15 protein-coding genes and 1 tRNA gene (1 of these 16 cut by a window edge) are annotated in these 16,921 nt (G+C 69.1%); 9 read left to right on the forward strand and 7 right to left on the reverse strand.

Annotated elements, in window-relative coordinates:
• The 3 genes in view from PGN12_12440 to PGN12_12450 are tightly spaced (each overlapping or abutting the next) and all read right to left on the reverse strand, a layout consistent with a single transcriptional unit that may run on beyond the window.
• Positions 1-132, reverse strand: partial view of a HAMP domain-containing sensor histidine kinase gene (locus tag PGN12_12440; GenBank protein MEH3104699.1) — the 5' portion only. The gene continues 1,212 nt to the left of window position 1, outside the view; the window shows 132 of its 1,344 coding nt (coding positions 1-132); it begins with the start codon at positions 130-132; its stop codon lies beyond the left edge, outside the window.
• Positions 133-819, reverse strand: a complete 687-nt coding sequence (locus PGN12_12445) for a response regulator transcription factor (protein MEH3104700.1) — start codon at positions 817-819, stop codon at positions 133-135.
• Positions 788-1,240, reverse strand: coding sequence for a PDZ domain-containing protein (locus PGN12_12450; protein ID MEH3104701.1), 453 nt, complete (start codon positions 1,238-1,240; stop codon positions 788-790). Before PGN12_12450 ends, PGN12_12445 begins: the two co-directional genes overlap by 32 nt.
• Positions 1,241-1,464: 224 nt before the next feature.
• On the opposite strand from PGN12_12450, the gene PGN12_12455 reads away from it, so the two are divergent.
• The 6 genes from PGN12_12455 (at position 1,465) to PGN12_12480 (ending at position 8,414) form a co-directional block, all read left to right on the forward strand.
• Entirely contained in the window at positions 1,465-4,770 is a 3,306-nt protein-coding gene (locus tag PGN12_12455) for a glycosyltransferase (GenBank protein MEH3104702.1), read from the forward strand.
• A gap of 86 nt (positions 4,771-4,856) precedes the next feature.
• Complete coding sequence (locus PGN12_12460; GenBank protein MEH3104703.1) at positions 4,857-6,221, forward strand: serine hydrolase; 1,365 nt, start codon at positions 4,857-4,859, stop codon at positions 6,219-6,221.
• Positions 6,218-7,105 carry a hypothetical protein gene (locus PGN12_12465; GenBank protein ID MEH3104704.1) on the forward strand — a complete coding sequence of 296 codons (888 nt, stop codon included), beginning with the start codon at positions 6,218-6,220 and terminating at the stop codon, positions 7,103-7,105. The genes PGN12_12460 and PGN12_12465 overlap by 4 nt, the downstream gene beginning before the upstream one ends.
• A 25-nt stretch (positions 7,106-7,130) precedes the next feature.
• Positions 7,131-7,206 (forward strand) — tRNA-Thr (locus PGN12_12470).
• Between the two features lie 43 nt (positions 7,207-7,249).
• On the forward strand, positions 7,250-7,594 hold the full coding sequence (locus PGN12_12475) for a hypothetical protein (GenBank protein MEH3104705.1): 345 nt from the start codon (positions 7,250-7,252) through the stop codon (positions 7,592-7,594).
• A 121-nt stretch (positions 7,595-7,715) separates the two neighbouring features.
• Positions 7,716-8,414: an endonuclease/exonuclease/phosphatase family protein gene (locus PGN12_12480; protein ID MEH3104706.1), complete on the forward strand. Its 699-nt coding sequence runs from the start codon at positions 7,716-7,718 to the stop codon at positions 8,412-8,414.
• On the opposite strand, the gene PGN12_12485 is transcribed toward PGN12_12480, so the two are convergent.
• From PGN12_12485 to PGN12_12500, 4 genes are read right to left on the reverse strand one after another with little or no spacing between them, the layout of a single operon-like run.
• Complete coding sequence (locus PGN12_12485; GenBank protein ID MEH3104707.1) at positions 8,408-9,652, reverse strand: TolC family protein; 1,245 nt, start codon at positions 9,650-9,652, stop codon at positions 8,408-8,410. The two genes, PGN12_12480 and PGN12_12485, sit on opposite strands and share 7 nt — an antisense overlap.
• Positions 9,645-12,068 carry an ABC transporter permease gene (locus PGN12_12490; protein ID MEH3104708.1) on the reverse strand — a complete coding sequence of 808 codons (2,424 nt, stop codon included), beginning with the start codon at positions 12,066-12,068 and terminating at the stop codon, positions 9,645-9,647. Before PGN12_12490 ends, PGN12_12485 begins: the two co-directional genes overlap by 8 nt.
• 14 nt (positions 12,069-12,082) lie before the next feature.
• The gene (locus PGN12_12495; GenBank protein ID MEH3104709.1) at positions 12,083-12,760 is read right to left on the reverse strand and encodes an ABC transporter ATP-binding protein; all 678 of its coding nucleotides are present in this window, start codon (positions 12,758-12,760) and stop codon (positions 12,083-12,085) included.
• Between the two features lie 11 nt (positions 12,761-12,771).
• Positions 12,772-13,950 (reverse strand): biotin/lipoyl-binding protein, encoded by a 1,179-nt coding sequence (locus PGN12_12500; protein MEH3104710.1) that lies wholly within the window; start codon positions 13,948-13,950, stop codon positions 12,772-12,774.
• Positions 13,951-14,148: 198 nt separating this feature from the next.
• On the opposite strand from PGN12_12500, the gene PGN12_12505 reads away from it, so the two are divergent.
• The 3 genes from PGN12_12505 to PGN12_12515 all read left to right on the forward strand — a co-directional run bounded on the left by PGN12_12505 (position 14,149) and on the right by PGN12_12515 (position 16,893).
• Positions 14,149-15,375 carry a response regulator gene (locus PGN12_12505; protein MEH3104711.1) on the forward strand — a complete coding sequence of 409 codons (1,227 nt, stop codon included), beginning with the start codon at positions 14,149-14,151 and terminating at the stop codon, positions 15,373-15,375.
• Positions 15,365-16,474, forward strand: coding sequence for a HAMP domain-containing sensor histidine kinase (locus PGN12_12510; GenBank protein ID MEH3104712.1), 1,110 nt, complete (start codon positions 15,365-15,367; stop codon positions 16,472-16,474). The genes PGN12_12505 and PGN12_12510 overlap by 11 nt, the downstream gene beginning before the upstream one ends.
• A 176-nt stretch (positions 16,475-16,650) precedes the next feature.
• A complete protein-coding gene (locus tag PGN12_12515) occupies positions 16,651-16,893 on the forward strand; it encodes an SWIB/MDM2 domain-containing protein (GenBank protein MEH3104713.1) in 243 nt (80 codons plus the stop codon).
• Positions 16,894-16,921 lie beyond the last annotated feature (28 nt).

A 16,921-nucleotide genomic window follows, 5' to 3' on the forward strand; every position in this document is an offset into this window, starting at 1 on the left:
GACCGTGCGTTGCGCATCCGTCTGTAATTGCCGGCGAACCGCGATGCCGATCGTGACGATCAACGCGGCCGCACTGACCAGTTGCAGCAGAAACACCAGCGCCGCGAACCGGAAAGTGGCCGAGCGAAACACCTAGGGTTCGAGCCCCAGCCGATATCCCGCCCCGCGCACCGTATGCAGCAGCGGACGATCGAAGCCTTCATCGACCTTCTTGCGTAACCTGCTGAGATGCACGTCGATGACGTTCGTGCCGGGATCGAAATGATAGTCCCACACGCCCTCCAGCAACATCGTGCGCGTCACCACCTGATCGACGTGGCGGAGCATGAATTCGAGCAGCCGGAACTCGCGCGGTTGCAAATCGATCGCCTTTCCGGCGCGTCGGGTGCGGCGCGCGAGCAGATCCATCTCGAGATCGCCGCAGCGCAGGACCGTTTCGACCGCCTTGGTCGCACCGCCGCGCCGGATCAACAGCCGTATCCGAGCCAGCAGTTCCACGAAGGCGAACGGTTTGGTCAGGTAATCGTCGGCGCCGTGCGTCAATCCGTGGATACGATCGTCGGCCGCGCCGAGCGCCGAGAGCACGATCACCGGAGTCTCGATCCCCGCCGCGCGCACCGCCGCCAGCACGCCCATGCCGTCGATCCCGGGCAGCATCCGATCGAGGACGATGCAATCGTAGCTGCCGTCGGTGGCATGGAAGAGCCCGTCGCGGCCGTTCGCGGCGCGATCGACGACGAACCCCTCCTCCGTCAGCCCGCGCGCGACGAACTCGGCGGTCGCGTCGTCATCCTCGATCAGCAGGACCTTGTTGGCCACGCGCGTCTCCCCCGCCTGCGCCCAGATGCAGGTCAAGCTCTCTCTTGCCGCGGCGAACACGAATGTCGAGGCTTTGCCCGAGGAAAGCGTGATCCGCGGCGTCGACATCGGGGATCGGCGTGCCATCGACCGCCTCGATCACGTCGCCGACCAACAGCCCGCCGCGCTGCGCCGCGCCACGCGCCCGGACACTGTCCACCACCACCGCCGCACCGCCGAGCGGCGTCAGCGTCACGCCGATCCGTTCGCTGCCGCGCAGGCCGGCACCGTGCACACCGAGTGATCGCGACCAGAACAGCCCCCCGATCAGCGCGGCCAGGATCACGGCCAGCGCCAGCAACCCGATCGCGCGCACGTCCGGATCGACGCCGATCGGGTAACCATCGCGGACAGGCTGATGCCGGGGGGGCATGGTCGACATGGCAGAAACCTCCGAGCCAAGCCCTAAGCGCTTGTGACTCGACGCAAGATGAGCCGATCATGACCGATCGGTCATGATCGCGGATGACCGAAACGTAATCTGGTCATCACGCAATCTCCATTGACCGCGATCTATAGCCTCACCGTTCGGGCGCATGGTCCGTCGGGAGTTGATTCGTGATCGTGATGACCGCCGCTGCAGCGACCCGGGTTGGTCGCTAAGCCATGGCCCAGCCCATCTTCTTCGATCCCACCGGTCGCCGCAGCCGGATGTCGAAGCGCGTGCTGGCGGCGTTGCTGGTCGTGATCGTCCTCAGCTCCGCGATCTTCGCGCTAACGCTGATCCGCGTGCCGCGCGGGCGCGATCTCGCCTTGCCGCTGCCACAACCGCGCGCCGCCGCGTTGCGGGTCGAGAAGTCGCTGGGTCACGGGATCGCCGGTTGGTTGCCGCACCGCCCCGCCGCCGCCGACCCGCACTCGCCGCTGTCGATCGGCTTCTATGTTCCCGGCGACGATGCGAGCATCGCGTCGCTGCGCCGTCACAGCGCCAGCCTCGACTGGGTGGTGCCGGCGACGATCAGCGTGTTCGGTCCCTCGCACAAGGTGCAAGTGGAGCGCGATCCCGCCTTCGATCGCATGATCGCGGCGACGAAGCACGCGCCCAAGGTGCTGCCGATGGTGCAGAATTTCGGTGACCGCGACTGGGACGGCGCCGGAGCGGCGGCGTTGCTCCACGATCCGCGCGCGGCGGGCGATTTCGCGCGCAGGCTCGGCCGCTACGTGACGCTGTCGCATCGCGCCGGGCTCGTGATGGATTTCGAGACACTGCCCGCCACGTCGATGGGCGATTACCAGCGCTTCCTGCGCCTGGTCCGCGCGGCGATGCCGAAGGGCGCGCAACTTGCGGTCACCGTGCCTGCGGAGGACGATGCGTGGCCGCTCGCCGCACTGGCGCGCGTGTCCGACCGGCTGATCTTCATGGCCTATGACCAGCATTGGGAAGGCGGCAGCCCCGGCCCGATCGCGGGCCAGGCGTGGTTCGTCGATCAGGTCGCCAAGGCGATCCGCACCGTCGGCCGCGACAAGCTGGTCGTCGCACTCGGCAGCTATGGCTACGACTGGCACGGCGATGACACCGACGCTTTGTCGATCGAGGATGCGTGGCTCGCCGCGCACGACAGTCAGGCGCCGGTGACCTTCGATCGGAACGCCGGTAATGCCGGCTTCGCCTATGACGATGGCGACCAGCGTCACACCGTCTGGATGCTCGATGCGGCGACCAGCTGGAACGAACTCGTCGCGCTCAAGCATCTCGGGATCGACGATGTCGCCTTGTGGCGGCTGGGGAGCGAGGATCCCGGCTTCTGGGCCGACCTGAGCGCGTGGCGCAGCGGCGGCAAGCCCGACCTGTCCTCCCCGCGGGCGCTGCTCAACGCGGATGTCGAGGGCAGCGGCGAGATCCTGCGCATCACCGCCACGCCGACACCCGGCGTGCGACAGGTGACGCACGATCGCAGCGGGATCATCACCGACGAACGTTACGCCGCGCTGCCGACGCCCTTCGTCGTCCGGCGGACCGGCGCGCAGGATCCCAAGCTGCTCGCGCTCACCTTCGACGACGGGCCGGACCCGACCTGGACGCCGAAGATCCTGAAGGAGCTGGAGCAGGCGGGCGTTCCCGGCACCTTCTTCGTGATCGGCCAGAACGCGCTTCAGGAGCCGGGGCTGCTCAACCGCATCATCGCCGACGGCGGCGAGATCGGCAATCACACCTATAGCCATCCCAATCTGGCGGCGGTTTCCGACGGTCAGGCGCAGCTGGAGATCAACACGACGCAGCGGCTGGTCGAAGCCTATACCGGGCGGCGGATGACGCTGTTCCGCGCGCCGTATTTTGGGGACGCGGAACCGACCACCACCGACGAACTCGGGCCGGCGCTGATCGCGCAGAACCTCGGCTATACGGTCACCGGATTGCACGTCGACCCGGACGACTGGGCGCGACCGGGCACCGACGCCATCGTCGAGGGCGTCCTTGATCAGGTGCATAATGCTACCCCGGCCAGCTCGGGCAACATCGTCCTGCTCCATGATGGCGGCGGCGATCGATCGGAGACGGTCGCGGCGCTGCCGCGGATCATCGCGACGCTCAAGGGCGAAGGGTATCGCTTCGTCACCGTCTCGCAGCTGGCGGGGCTCAACCAGACGCAGGCGATGCCGAAGGTCGAGGGGCGCGACCTGCTGGCGGTGCGCGCCGACGTCGCCATGTTCGTCGTGCTCGCCGGGATCGTCGCGCTGATCGGCTGGCTGTCGTATCTGGCGATCGCGCTGGGCATGGCCCGCGCGGTGTTGATGGCGGCACTTGCCTGGGTGCAGAGCCGCCGGCGTCGTGCCGATCCGCCGGTCTATCACCCGACCGTGTCGGTCATCATTCCCGCCTATAACGAGGAGCGGGTGATCGCCAGCTCGGTCGCGCGCGTCCTTTCGAGCGACTATCCCGATCTGCAGGTGATCGTCGCCGACGATGGTTCGCGGGACGGCACCAGCGCCGCGGTCGCCGCCGCGTTCGCGAACGATCCCCGCGTCACGCTGCTGACGCTCCAGAACGGCGGCAAGGCGGCGGCGCTCAATCGCGCCCTGCTGCAGGCGACCGGCGAGGTGGTCATCGCGCTCGACGCCGATACGCAGTTCGAGGCGGAGACGATCACGCGCCTGGTGCGCTGGTTCGCGAACCCGCGGATCGGCGCGGTGGCGGGCGACGCGCGCGTCGGCAACCGGGTGAACCTCGTCACCCGCTGGCAGGCTATCGAATATATCACCGCGCAGAACCTCGAACGCCGCGCGCTCGCCGGGTTCGACGCGATGACGGTGGTGCCCGGCGCGGTGGGCGCATGGCGGCGCGCGGCGCTCGATGCGGTCGGCGGTTATCCCGAAGACACGCTGGCCGAGGATCAGGATCTGACGATCGCGATCCAGCGCGCCGGCTGGCGCGTCACCTACGATCCACGCGCGGTAGCGTGGACAGAAGCGCCCGAGACGTTCCGCGCGCTCGCCAAGCAACGCTATCGCTGGGCATTCGGCACGCTGCAATGCCTGTGGAAGCATCGCGCGATCCTGCGCACCCGCAAGCCCTCGGGGCTGGCGCTGGTCGGGCTGCCGCAGGCGTGGCTGTTCCAGATCCTGTTCGCCGCCATTTCTCCGTTGATCGATTTCACGCTGGTGCTGTCGATCGTCGGCACGGCGCTGCGCGTCCATCAGCATGGCTGGGCGCAGACCAGCGGCGACGTCAGCAAGATGGGGTTGTACTGGCTGGCCTTCACCGCGGTCGAAGTGTTGTGCGGCTGGGTCGCCTACCGGCTCGACGGGCGCAAGGAGCGCTATCCGGCGTTGCTGCTGATCGCGCAGCGGCTGGTGTACCGCCAGATCATGTACGGTGTCGTGTTGCGCGCGATCTCCTCGGCGGTGCGCGGTCTGGTGGTGGGCTGGGGCAAGCTGGAGCGCACCGGGCGCGTCGCGGCCCCGGCGAGCTGAGACAGATGCCGCCTTCGCCGGCTGGCGGGGCGGCATCGTTGGTCGATACTCGTTGCGGCAGACGGCGCGGGATGGAATGACGTGCCATGCGCTTCGTCCTCACCGCCTCCGCCCTGATCCTGTTGTCTTCTGCGTCGCTTGCGCAATCGCCGCAGTCGGTGCGCGCCGACGATCGCGGCAATTGGGTCCGCGCGGTCGCCGCCGGTTACAAGGCGGCGTTCCTGTGCGGCGGCATCTTCAACGCCGGGCGAAGCGAGCGGCAGATCGACGCCACCGAGCTGAAGGGCATCTACCCCGAATATGACGAGATCGTCCCGACGCTCGCCGCGCAGGTCGATCGGCGCGCCGGGACCGTCAGCGTCGCGTTCGACCGCCAATTGGCCCCGCGCCGCGCCAGCTGGTCGCCCGACAAGGGCTGCACGCTCGCCCCGATCGGGGCCGTCGCCGCGTCGGGGCCACGCACGACACCGCCGCCGGTCGCGGGCGCCGATCCGCGCGCCTGGCCGATGGGGGACGCCGGGATCGCCCCGCGCCCGTCGGAGGCGCTGGCGAGAGTCGTCGAGCGCGCCTTCGAGGGTAGCTATGGCCGCGGCAGCGACACGCTGGGCGTGGTGGTGCTGCGCGACGGGCGCGTCGTGGCGGAGCGCTATCGTGACGGCTTCGGCCCGTTCGTCGCGAACCGCACCTGGTCGGTCGCCAAGAGCATCACCGGAACGCTGGTGGGAATGAGCGGCATCGATCCGCGGCGGGCCGCCGATATTCCGGAATGGCGCAGCCGCTTCGGCGTCGATCCCCGGGCACGGATCACGCTCGACCATCTGTTGCGCATGTCGTCGGGGCTGCACAGCGATACCGCCGGCAACCGCACCGACGCGATCTATTTCGGCGGCACCACCGTGACCGAGCAGGCGACCGCATGGCCCTTGTCGTCGCGCCCCGGCGAGCGGTTCCGCTACGCCAACAACGATATCCTGCTCGCCGCGCGCTCGCTGCGCGCGACGCTCGGCGAGGCGCGCTACCGCGCGTTGCCGAACCGGCTGTTCGCGACGCTGGGGATGCGCCACACCGTCGCGCAGAGTGACTGGCAGGACAATTTCATCGCCTCCAGCGACATGTGGACGACCGCGCGCGATCTCGCCCGGCTCGGGCAATTCTGGTTACAGGACGGCGTGTGGCAGGGGCGCCGCATCCTCCCGGCCGGCTGGATGCGCTACATGACCACACCCGCCGGTCCGCAGCCCGATCGCAGCGAGGGCTATGGCGCGTCGATCTGGCTGTTCGGCCCGGCGCAGGGACTGCCGGTGGGCAGCTATTCGGCGCAGGGCAATCGCGGGCAATATGTGATGGTGGTCCCGTCGCATCGGCTGGTCGTGGTGCGGCGCGGGGAAGATGCGGGCAGCGCGCGCTTTGATGTGGCGCGCTTCACCGCCGACGTCATCGCTGCGCCGTGACGCCCGGCGATCGGCGGCGCTCCCCTGCTTCCGGCCGTTTCACGCGCTTTGCCGCGATCGACTGGTCGGGCGCGCGTGGCGCGCGGCATCGGGGGATCGCGGTCGCGTGCTGCGAGGTCGGGAGCGATGCGCCGGTGCTGGTTCCGCCACCGGACGCAGCGGTCGCGTGGTCGCGGACGGCGGTGCTCGAATGGCTGCTGGCGCGGCGCGACGAAGCGATGCTGGTCGGCTTCGACTTCAGCTTCTCCGCGCCGTTCGTCGCGCGGGGCGCGCATCTGCCCGGTGAGACCGCTACGGCCGATGCGAAGGCATTATGGGCGTATGTCGATGCCCATGCCGACGATGTCGACCTGGGCGCGGCGACCTTTCTGGAGGCGCGGCGGGGACGGCACTGCTACCTCGGCGCGGCGGACGGCGTGAAGCGCGACTTCCTGCATTGGCGCGTCTGCGAACAGCGCGGCGACGGGACGACCAAGCCGTCGACGGTCTATGACGCGATCGGTGCGGCGCAGGTTGCCAAGGCGAGCTTCGCCGGGATGCGACTGCTGCACCGGCTGGACGGTCGCGTGCCGGTGTGGCCGTTCGATGACGTGCCGCAGCGGGGCGCGCTGGTCATCGAGATTTACACCGCGATTGCGGCACGCGCGACCGGGATGCGGCGCGGCCTCAGCAAAGTGCGCGACGCCGCCGCGCTCGATCATGCGCTGGCGGCGCTGGGCAGCGCCCCGCACGCGGCGCTCGCCACCTACACCGATCACGCGACCGACGCGCTGATGACCGCCGCCTGGCTCCGCCGTGCGGTCGACGATGCCGGATTGTGGCGGCCGGGATTGATGACAGGCGAGGTCGCCGCGACGGAGGGCTGGACCTTCGGCGTCCGCTGACGCATGGAGTGCCGCATGACGGCGGGCCGGTTTAGCTCAGCTGGTAGAGCAGCGGTTTTGTAAACCGAAGGTCACGGGTTCGATCCCTGTAACCGGCACCACCGTCGTCGCAGCCAGCCCGTGTCCCGAACGGCTCAGGCGAGAGTGCCGATCACCGCCGCGGGAACGCCGGCGACCTTGCTGTCAGGCGGGACTTCCTTTCGGACCAGCGAACCGGCGCCGACGACGCTGCCGCGCCCGTTCGTCACGCCGCTCCGGATGATGCAGCCGCACCCGATCCACACACCGTCCTCCACGACGATCCCCCCTGACTGCCCCGGCGCGGCTGGTCCGCTCGCCGATCTCGTGGTCGAGGTTGACGAAGCGGCTATGGTGTCCGATCATCACATCGTCACCGATCGGGATCGGCGCGGTGAGGTCGAAGTAACAATCGCGATTGATGAAGACGCGATCGCCGATCCGCCACGTAAAAGCACCCATCCACCTTGATTCCGGTCACGGTCAATAATCGCGGCGCCCCTTGCGTCGCCGACGAGCAAACGTCCACTGCCATCGCGGGCGATCGGGCGCGCGCTGCAACCCACGCGGCGCCCGGTCGTTGCCCCCGGCAATGAAAGTGAAAGTCGCCAGCTACAATATCCGCAAGGCGATCGGCACCGATCGTCGCCGCAGCCCGGAACGGGTGCTGCAGGTCCTGCGCGAGGTGGACGCCGATCTCGTCGCGCTTCAGGAAGCGGATCGCCGGTTCGGGCAGCGCGCTGCGGTGCTGACCCCGCACCTGCTGGAGGAGCATAGCGACTGGCAGTCCGTCGGCTTGGGCATGCGCGCGACCAGCATGGGCTGGCACGGCAACGCCATCCTGGTGCGCAAGTCCGCCCGCATCGTCGATTGCGCGCAATTGCATCTGCCGGCGCTGGAGCCGCGCGGCGCGGTCATGGCGGACGTTGCAATCGGCGGCGCGACCGTCCGTATCGTCGGCATGCATCTCGATCTGTCAGGCCTGTGGCGGCGAAAGCAGGCGGCGGCGATCCTCGCGCATATCGGTGCGGACAGCGGATCGACGCCGACCGTCATGATGGGCGACCTCAACGAATGGAGCCGCGCCGCGGGGTGCCTGCGTGATTTCGGCACGTGCTTCCGTTTCGCGGAAACCGGCCCCAGCTTCCACGCGCGACGTCCGATCGCGCGGCTCGATCGGATCATGGTCTCCCCGCAATGGCGGATCGAGGCGTGCGGCGTGCATCAGTCCGCCGCGGCGCGCGTCGCCTCCGACCACCTGCCGATCTGGGCCGAACTCGCGGTTCAGTAGGCGCCCTCGGTCAGCCGACCCGTCGCGCGCAGTAAGGCCGCCTGCGCGACCAGCACGTCAGCGCGCGCCGCCGCCACGGCCAGCTGCGCACCGCGATAGCTCTGATCCGCCACCAGAATATCGATCGTGGATCGCAGGCCGAAGCCATATTCGGCACGCACGCCCTGCAACGCGAGATCGGCCGCCGCAAGCCCTTCGACATTCGCACCCAGCCTTTGCTGTGCCGCGCTCAGCGTCGCCCAAGCGGCGTCGCTGGCCCGTTCCGCCTCGCGCGTCGCGGCGTCGATCCCGAAGCGGTCGGCACGATTCGCCGCCTCGGCCTGTCGGACGCGCGACGGCACCAGCCCGCCGGTCAGCAACGGAATGCGCAGCCCGACCCCGAGCGTAGCGGCGGCGGGAAAGCTTCGCACGTCCCCGCCCACCAATCGCCCGCCGCGTCCATAGCTGCCGCCGAGATCGACGGCGGGTGCCCGCTCCGCGCGTGCCTGATCGATCCGCGCCGCCGAAGCCGCCGCGGCGCGTCGCTGTTGCCGAAGCAGCGGATTGTCGGTCGTCGCCGCATCGCGTGCGTCGGTGCGGCTCTTCGGCAAGCCGGCGGGCGGCGCGATCTCGGCCGAGAGCGCGCCGGCATCCTGCCCGACCACGGCGCGATAGGCCGCCGCCGCGACCTGCAAGGCTCCCTCCGCATCGGCGAGGTTCGCGGCGACGCTGGCACGCTGCGCCTCGAGCTGCGCGACGTCGGTACGCGTCGCCTGTCCCAGCCCGAAACGCGAGCGTGCCTCCGCGACCTGCCCGTCGAGGCGCTGGATGCCGACACGCGCCACCTCGACCGCCTGCTGGTTGTAGAGCAGAGCGGCATAGGCCGAGACGACCGATTGCAGCACCGCCGCCTCGACCTCGCGGAGCCCCTCCGCGCCCGCGGCGACATCGGCGGACGCAGCGCGCACCGCGGCGGCGACGCGTCCGCCGGTCCAGATCGGCAGGCTGACCACCGCCGCCCCGGACGCCGCATTGCCATAGCCTTGCCGGTCGTAGCCGCCGCTGCCGGTCAGCCCCAGCGTCGGGCGACCGACCGCGCGCGCCTGTTCCGGGGTTTCGGCGAGCGCCTCCTGTCGCGCCCGCGCTGCGGCGAGCTGCGGGTTCGACGACCAGGCCGCGGCAACTGCGTCGTGCAGCGTCTCCCCGGCGGCGGGCGCCGCCACCGCCAGCGACGCCAACCCGACCAGCCACTTATTCATGACGCAGCGCCCAGGCCGGTGCCGCGCGGCTGGCACGCAGCGATTGTCCGAGCACGGTCAGCACCGCGATGGCGGTGGCGAGCACGCTGGCGCCGAGGAAATACCACGGCGTCAACGCGATCCGGTCGTCGAAGCCGGCCAGCCAGGTCCGCATCGCGACATAGGCAAGCGGCCAGGCGACGAGGTTGGCGATCAGCACCGGCCGCAGGAACTGGCCGATCAACAATCGGACGATCGCTGGCGACGATGCGCCGAGCGTCTTGCGGATGCCGATCTCCTTAATCCGGCGCGCGGTGTTGAAGGAGGCGAGCCCCCACAGACCGACGCAACCGATCAGGACGGCGAGGCCGGCACCGATCGCGAACAGGTTGGCGGTCTGCTCGTCCGCCTTGTAATAGGTGGCAAGGCGGTTGTCGGCGGTGTCGCCGTTGAACGGCACCTGCGGCACCATCCGCTCCCATAGCGAACGGATCGACGCGAGCATGGCGCGGGGATCGCCTGTGTAGCGAATGCTGGCCATCGCCGGATAGTTTTTCGCCGGATCGCTCGAATAGTAGAAGTAGGTCGGGGCGATCGGATCACGCGGCGTGGCGAAGCGCAAATTTTCGACGACCCCGATGATTGTACGCGGTTTATCACCACCGACGGTCTTGCCGATCGCCGCCTCGGGCGAGGCGAACCGCATTTGCTTCACACCCATCCGGTTGATGATGATGTTTTGCCCGCGACCCTGATGACCGATCTGGCTGTCATCGTCGCGGTGCGCCGGATCGAACATTCGACCAGCGATCAATTTGGCACCATAGACATCGAAGAAGCCCGGTCCCGTATCGACCCAGCGCATGTTGACGCCCTCCCCCGGCACACCGGGCAGCGGCACATTGTCACCGTTCGTCGTCCCGCTGCCCCCCGGGCCATCGCCGCCGAGCGCGACCCGCTGTACGCCGGGCAGCGCGCCGATCGCCTGCACCAGAGCGCGGCGTTGCGCCGCGGGGACGTTGCCGTCGGCGATCGAGCGCAAGATCATCAAGCCTTCGCGTTCGTAACCGAGGTCGGCTTCCCGGACGTGGCGGGTTTGCGCCAGCAGCACGAGCGTGCCGATCATGAAGGCGATCGCCAGCCCGAATTGCAGCACGACCAGCGCCTCACGCACGCGCGTTCCCGCACGACCGCCGCCCGGTGAGCGCGCCGCCGCAAGCACCGCGGCGGCGGGAAAGCGCGAAAGCAACAGCGCGGGATAGAACCCCGCCAGCATGCCGACCACCAGCGCCAGCAGCACCAGTGCCGGCACCACCAGCGCATAGGGTATGGCAAGCGACAGCCCGCCCGCCGCATTGATCAGCGGCAGACCGATCTCCGCAAGGATCAACCCGCCGAGCGCCGCAATCCCCACGGTCAGGATCGCCTCACCGAGGAACTGCGTCACCAATGCCGTACGATCGGCGCCCAGCACCTTGCGCATCGCGACTTCGCGGGCGCGCAAGCCGGCACGCGCGGTGGCGAGGTTCACGTAATTGACGATCGCGATCAGCAGCGTCAGCGCGCCGACCAGCCCGAGGGTGATGACGGTCAACTTCCTGGTCGAGATGCCGCCCGTCGGCGAGGCCAGATGCTGTTCGGTCAACGGCTGCAAGGCGATCGTCTCGGTTCGCGACGAGCGCGGCCCCGAATCCTTCAAAGCACGACGATCGACGAACGCCGACAGCTTCTGATCGTAGGCGCGCGCCGCCGCCGGCGTGTCGAAGCGGAGATAGGTGGTCAGATGCGTGCTGCCCCAATGATACCAACTGTCGCGCTTGGCGTCGGGAAGCAGTGGCAGGAGCAGCGATATCTTCATGTCGCTGTTCGCCGGCAGATCGCGGAAGACACCGCCGATGCGATAGGTCTTGGGTCTCTCGTAGGACGCGGTGATGGTCTGCCCGATCGGATCGCTGGTGCCGAAATATTTGCGTGCCAGGCTTTCGCTGATGATCGCGCCGGACGGATCCGCCAGCGTTCGGCGGCCGTCTCCGCTCACCATCGGCAGGTCGAACACCTCGAAGAACGTCGGGTCGACCTCGGCCACGTCCTCCTCGATCGCCACCCCGCGACGCAGGACGCTGCCCGCGCCCTTGCCGCCCCAGATCCGCGTGCCGACGGTATGCGGAAAATCCTCCCGCAATTGTTCGAGCAATCCGCCCATGCTCTCCGGGTAGCGTCCGTTGAACGGACTGCCGGGCAGGTTCCAGACGGTCTGGACGACATAGATCCTGTCGTGGCGCGGCAGCCACTTCTCGAAGCTCGTCTCGAAACGCACATAGAGCGACAGGACGAGGAACACCGCGATCCCCACCGCCAGCCCGCCGATGTTGAGCGCGGCGTAGAGCTTGTGGCGGGTCAGCGAGCGGTAGAGCGACAACAAGGCGAAACGGTTCATCTTCCCCCTCCCCTTCAGATCGCGCGCATCGCGGAGGCGACGATCCGCCCGTCGAGCATGTCGATGCGCCGCTTCGCCAAGTCGGCGTGGCTCGGCGAGTGCGTGACCATCACGATCGTCGCCCCGGCATCGTTGAGCGCGCCGAGGATCGCCATCACCTGTTCGCCGTTGGCGGTGTCGAGATTGCCGGTCGGCTCGTCGGCGAGGATCAGCTTGGGATCGCCGACGATCGCGCGTGCGATCGCCGCGCGCTGCTGCTGCCCGCCCGACAATTGATGCGGGAAGTGGCGGGCGCGGTGCGCGATGCCGACCTGATCCATCGCTGCCGCCACCTTCGCGCGCCGATCGCCGGCATCTTTGCGATAGGCGAGGCCGAGCGCGACATTCTCCTCGATCGTCAGCTCGTCGATCAGGTTGAAGCTCTGAAAGACGAACCCCAGCGTCGCGCCACGGAACGCGGCCAGCGCGCGCTCGTCCATCGCCGCCAGGTCGCGGTCACCGAACAGGTAGCGGCCGCCGGTCGGTCGATCGACGGTGCCCAGCGTGTTGAGCAAGGTCGACTTGCCGCACCCCGACGGCCCCATGATCGCGACGAACTCGCCGGACGCGACCTCCAGATTGATATCGGCCAGCGCGGTCGTCTCGACCTCGTCGGAGACATAGCGGCGCTGGATGTTTTCGAGACGGATCACGACGGGTCCTTTCAACGAAGGTTGATGACGTCGCCCTTCACGGACGACAGATTGCTGACGAGCAGGCGCTCGCCGGGACGCAGGCCGGACAGGACCTCGACCTGCTCGGGATTGCGGCGACCGGTCCGGATGGCGCGGCGGCGCGCGTGGCGGCCATCGGCATCGACGACGAACACCGACGAGCCCGCGCCCGCCTCCAGCCAGCCGCCGACCGGCGCGACCAGCGCGGGGGCGGTGCTGCCGAGCGTGATGCGGATGTCGATCGTCTGCCCGCGGTTCAGCCCGGCGGGGGCGTTGCGGTCGAAGGTCAGCTCGACGCGGAAGCGCCCGTCCTTCACCGCGGGCAACACCTTCGACACGGTCAACGCCGCGCCGTCCGTGGTGCGCGCCGTCTGGCCGACCGCGACGCGACCGAGGTAGAATTCGTCGACATCGGCGGTGAGCTTCCACGAGCCCTCGCTGTCGATCTGCCCCGCCGGATCGCCGGGCTTGAGCGCCTGACCCGGCTGGATCGTGAAATTGGTCAGCCGTCCGCTTGCCGAGGCGCGGACGGTCAGCGCATCGAGCCCGCCGCGCACCGCCGCCATGTTGCGCTCGAGCCGCCCGCGCGTGTCCTCGAGCCGCTGGCCCTGAGTCGCCGTGATCCGTGCCTCCGCCGCGCCGCCCGATTGCAGCTGTGCGAGCCGCTTCGCCTGATAGGCGGCTTCCTCCGCATAGCTCTTCACCCCGGCGTCGGCGAGGAAGCCCCTTTCGTGGAGCTGCTCGCGGATCGACAGGTCGCGGCGGGCCTTGATGAGATCGTAATTGGCCTGCGCGATCTGCCCGGCGCGGTCGAGGCGATTGCGCTCGATCCCGAGATGTTCGCCCGCGACCTGCCCGAGCTGTCCGGCAATCGAAGCCTCGCGCGTCAGCACGTCGAGCCGCAATTCCGGATTGGAGAGCGTGGCGAGCGCTTGCCCCTCGCGCACCAGCGCACCGTCCTGCACCAGCAACCGCTCGACCTGCCCGCCGGCGAGCACCCCGACCAAGGTCGTGACGCGCGGGGCGACGGTGGCGCGCACCGGCAGATAGTCCGCGAACGGCGCGCGCGTCACGTCGCCGGTCTCTACATCGCGGAGCGCGATATCGGTCGATCCGCTCTCGGGCAGCATCCGCCACAGCAACAGTGCGGCGAGCGCGACGCCGACCACGATCAACGTCGGGCGCCTTCGCCACCATGGGATTGCGCGACGCGCGAGGCGGCGGTCCATCGCCGCGCCGGGCGGGGCAGTTGCGTGTTCGGACTGATCGGTCATCATGGCGACAGTGTCACCGATCACATCGCGAAAGACGAAATGCCCGGAAATCCTGATCTTACGAGCGAAGTGGCCGATGGTGACCGTCCGGCGGTGGACAGTGTGTCCGGAACCGGACAGCCGCGATCGCTGTCAATCCTGCTGGTCGACGACAATCCGGCGGTCGCGCGGGCGCTGGAGATCGCCTTTTCGATCGCCGGGCATCGGCTCGATACCGCCGTCACGCCCGCCGATGCCTGTTCGCGCCTAGCGGAGCGGCGCGTCGACGCGATCCTGCTCGACATGAACTTCACGCCGGGCCGCTCCGATGGCGACGAGGGGTTGGCCTGCCTGTCGCGCCTGCTCGCCGACGATCCGGGCGCGTGCGTCGTGGTCATCACCGCGCATAGCGGTATCCGCATCGCGGTGGCGGCGATGCAGGCGGGCGCGCGCGACTTCGTGATGAAGCCATGGCGCAATGCCGAGCTGATCGCCAAGGTCGAAGCCGCCGTCGCGCGAGGGCGCGTCGCATCACGCGCCGCTTCCGCCGTTTCCCCGATGGCGCCGGTACGATTGCTCGGCGAAAGCGCGGCGATCGAGCGACTACGCGCGCAGGTCCGCCGCTTCGGCCCGAGTGGCGCCGGGGTGGCGGTGACCGGCGCATCGGGCAGCGGGAGAATGCTGACCGCACTCGCGCTCCATGCAGCGTCCGGGGACGCCGACGCGCCGCTGCGGATCGATGTCCGGGACGGCGAGGCTTGGGCGCGACTGGACACCCGCCCGGCGACGGTCATCCTCCGCCATGTCGACCTGCTCGACCCGGTCGCACAGGCGCGCCTGCTCGACCGTTTGCCGGCCGCCACCCGGTGCATTGCGATCGTCGATAGCGCCGCGCTGCTGTCGCCGGCGCTGCGGCGGCGGATCGCGACCGTGGACATCGCGGTGCCGCCGCTCTCCGCACGCGACGGCGATGCGGTTCTGCTGGCGCGGCATTTCGCGCGCCTGGCCGCGGAGCGCTTCGGTCGCCCGGGAATGGCGCTGAGCAACGCGGCCGAGGCGGCGATCGCCGCGACGTACTGGCCCGACGAGGTGCGTGGGCTGGCACTGGCGGTCGAGCGCGCGGTTCTGCTCTCCGAGGGTGAGACGATCGATGCGGCGGCGCTGGCGCTGCCCGAGACCGCCGCGGCGATCGCGGCGGACACGTTCGATCTCGACGATGCCGAGCGCACGATGATCGAAGCGGCGCTGCGGCGTCACCGCCACAACGTCTCTCACGCGGCCGCCGCACTGGGGCTGAGCCGTGGGGCCTTGTATCGCCGGATGGCGCGCTATGGGCTTTGACGCGCGGCGGATCGCCGCCGGCTTCGCGCTGTTCGGCGCCGGGCTGGCCGTGCCGCTGGCGTGGCGGCACGGCATCTGGGGCACGCTGACCGGCGCGCTGCTCGTCGCCGCCTGGTCGCTTTCCGGAACCGGCAGGCGGCGGGGCCTGCACGAGTCGCGGGCAAGCGACGCACCGACGATCGCGCCGCCACCGCGGCTATTGCTCGATGCGGCGCCTACCCCGCTGGTCGCGATCGAACAGGGCGGCGTGCGCGTGCTCAACCGCGCCGCCCGACGCCTGTTCGCCACCGATGACCGGGTGATCGATCCGCCCGCGATGCTGCTCGATCCGGACGCGACGCATCTCCGCCACGAGGCGCGCGGATGGCGGATCGATCGCGTCATGCTCGGCAAGGGGATGGTCGCGGCGCTGATCGATATCGAGCAGGAGGAACGCGCCGCCGAGGCGCGCGCCGCCGCCGAACTGATCCAGGTACTGGGGCACGAACTCCTGAACGGGCTCGCCCCGATCGCCTCGCTGGCCGAAAGCGGCGCGGCGGCGGTGGCGCGGGCCGATGCCGATCCGGCACTGCTTCATGAAATATTGTCGACGCTGGCGCGCCGCGCTGACGGATTGCTGCGCTTTACCGAAGCCTATCGGTCGCTGGCGCGGCTCCCCGATCCGACGCTGCGTCAGGTGCCGATCGCCGACATGCTGGGCGATCTCGCACGGTTGTTCGCGGGGCGCTGGCCGGAGGTGGCGCTATCGGTCGCGGTTTCGTCCGACATGGTCTGGACGCTGGATCGCGATCAGGTGAGCCAGGCGATCTGGGCGTTGCTCCAGAATGCTGCCGAAGCGAGCGCCGCGGCGATCGAGGTCATGGTGGGGGGCGGCGAGCAACTCACGATCACGATCAGCGACGATGGGCCGGGCATCGATCCGGAACAGGCGACCCGGATTTTCCGGCCTTTCCACACTGGAAAGCCCGACGGCACCGGCATCGGCCTCAGCCTCGCGCGGCAGATCGCACATGCCCACGGCGGTAGCCTCACGCTGGCCGAACCGGCGCCTGCGACCTTCCGTCTCGTGCTTCCTTGTGTACGCGCACAAAACCGCTGATAAGACGTCGTCAGGATGAACTTGCGTCGCACCCGGGTGTTGCGCCATCCAAGAGCAGATCAGGAAGGGAGCTAATCATGGCAAAGTCGGCGGAAAAGCGCGGCAAGGACGAAACCAAGGCCGCGGAGAAGAAGGTCAAGGCGACCGGCAAGCCCGCTGGCGGCGCACGCGGTGGCATCACCGCCCCGGTTACCCCCTCGGCGGATCTGGCCGAGATCGTCGGCAAGAACGACCTGCCGCGCAGTGAGGTCGTCAGCAAGGTGTGGGAATACATCAAGAAGCACGACCTGCAGGACGCCAAGGACCGCCGGCAGATCAACGCCGACGACAAGCTGGAGAAGATCTTCGGCAAGAAGTCGGCCAGCATGTTCGAGATGAACAAGTTCCTCAGCGCGCATCTGACCGCGCCGAAGGGCTGACCCAGCAGGTGACGCGCTCGCCGTGGTC

Source organism: Sphingomonas phyllosphaerae, assembly GCA_036946405.1.
GTDB lineage: Bacteria > Pseudomonadota > Alphaproteobacteria > Sphingomonadales > Sphingomonadaceae > Sphingomonas > Sphingomonas phyllosphaerae_D.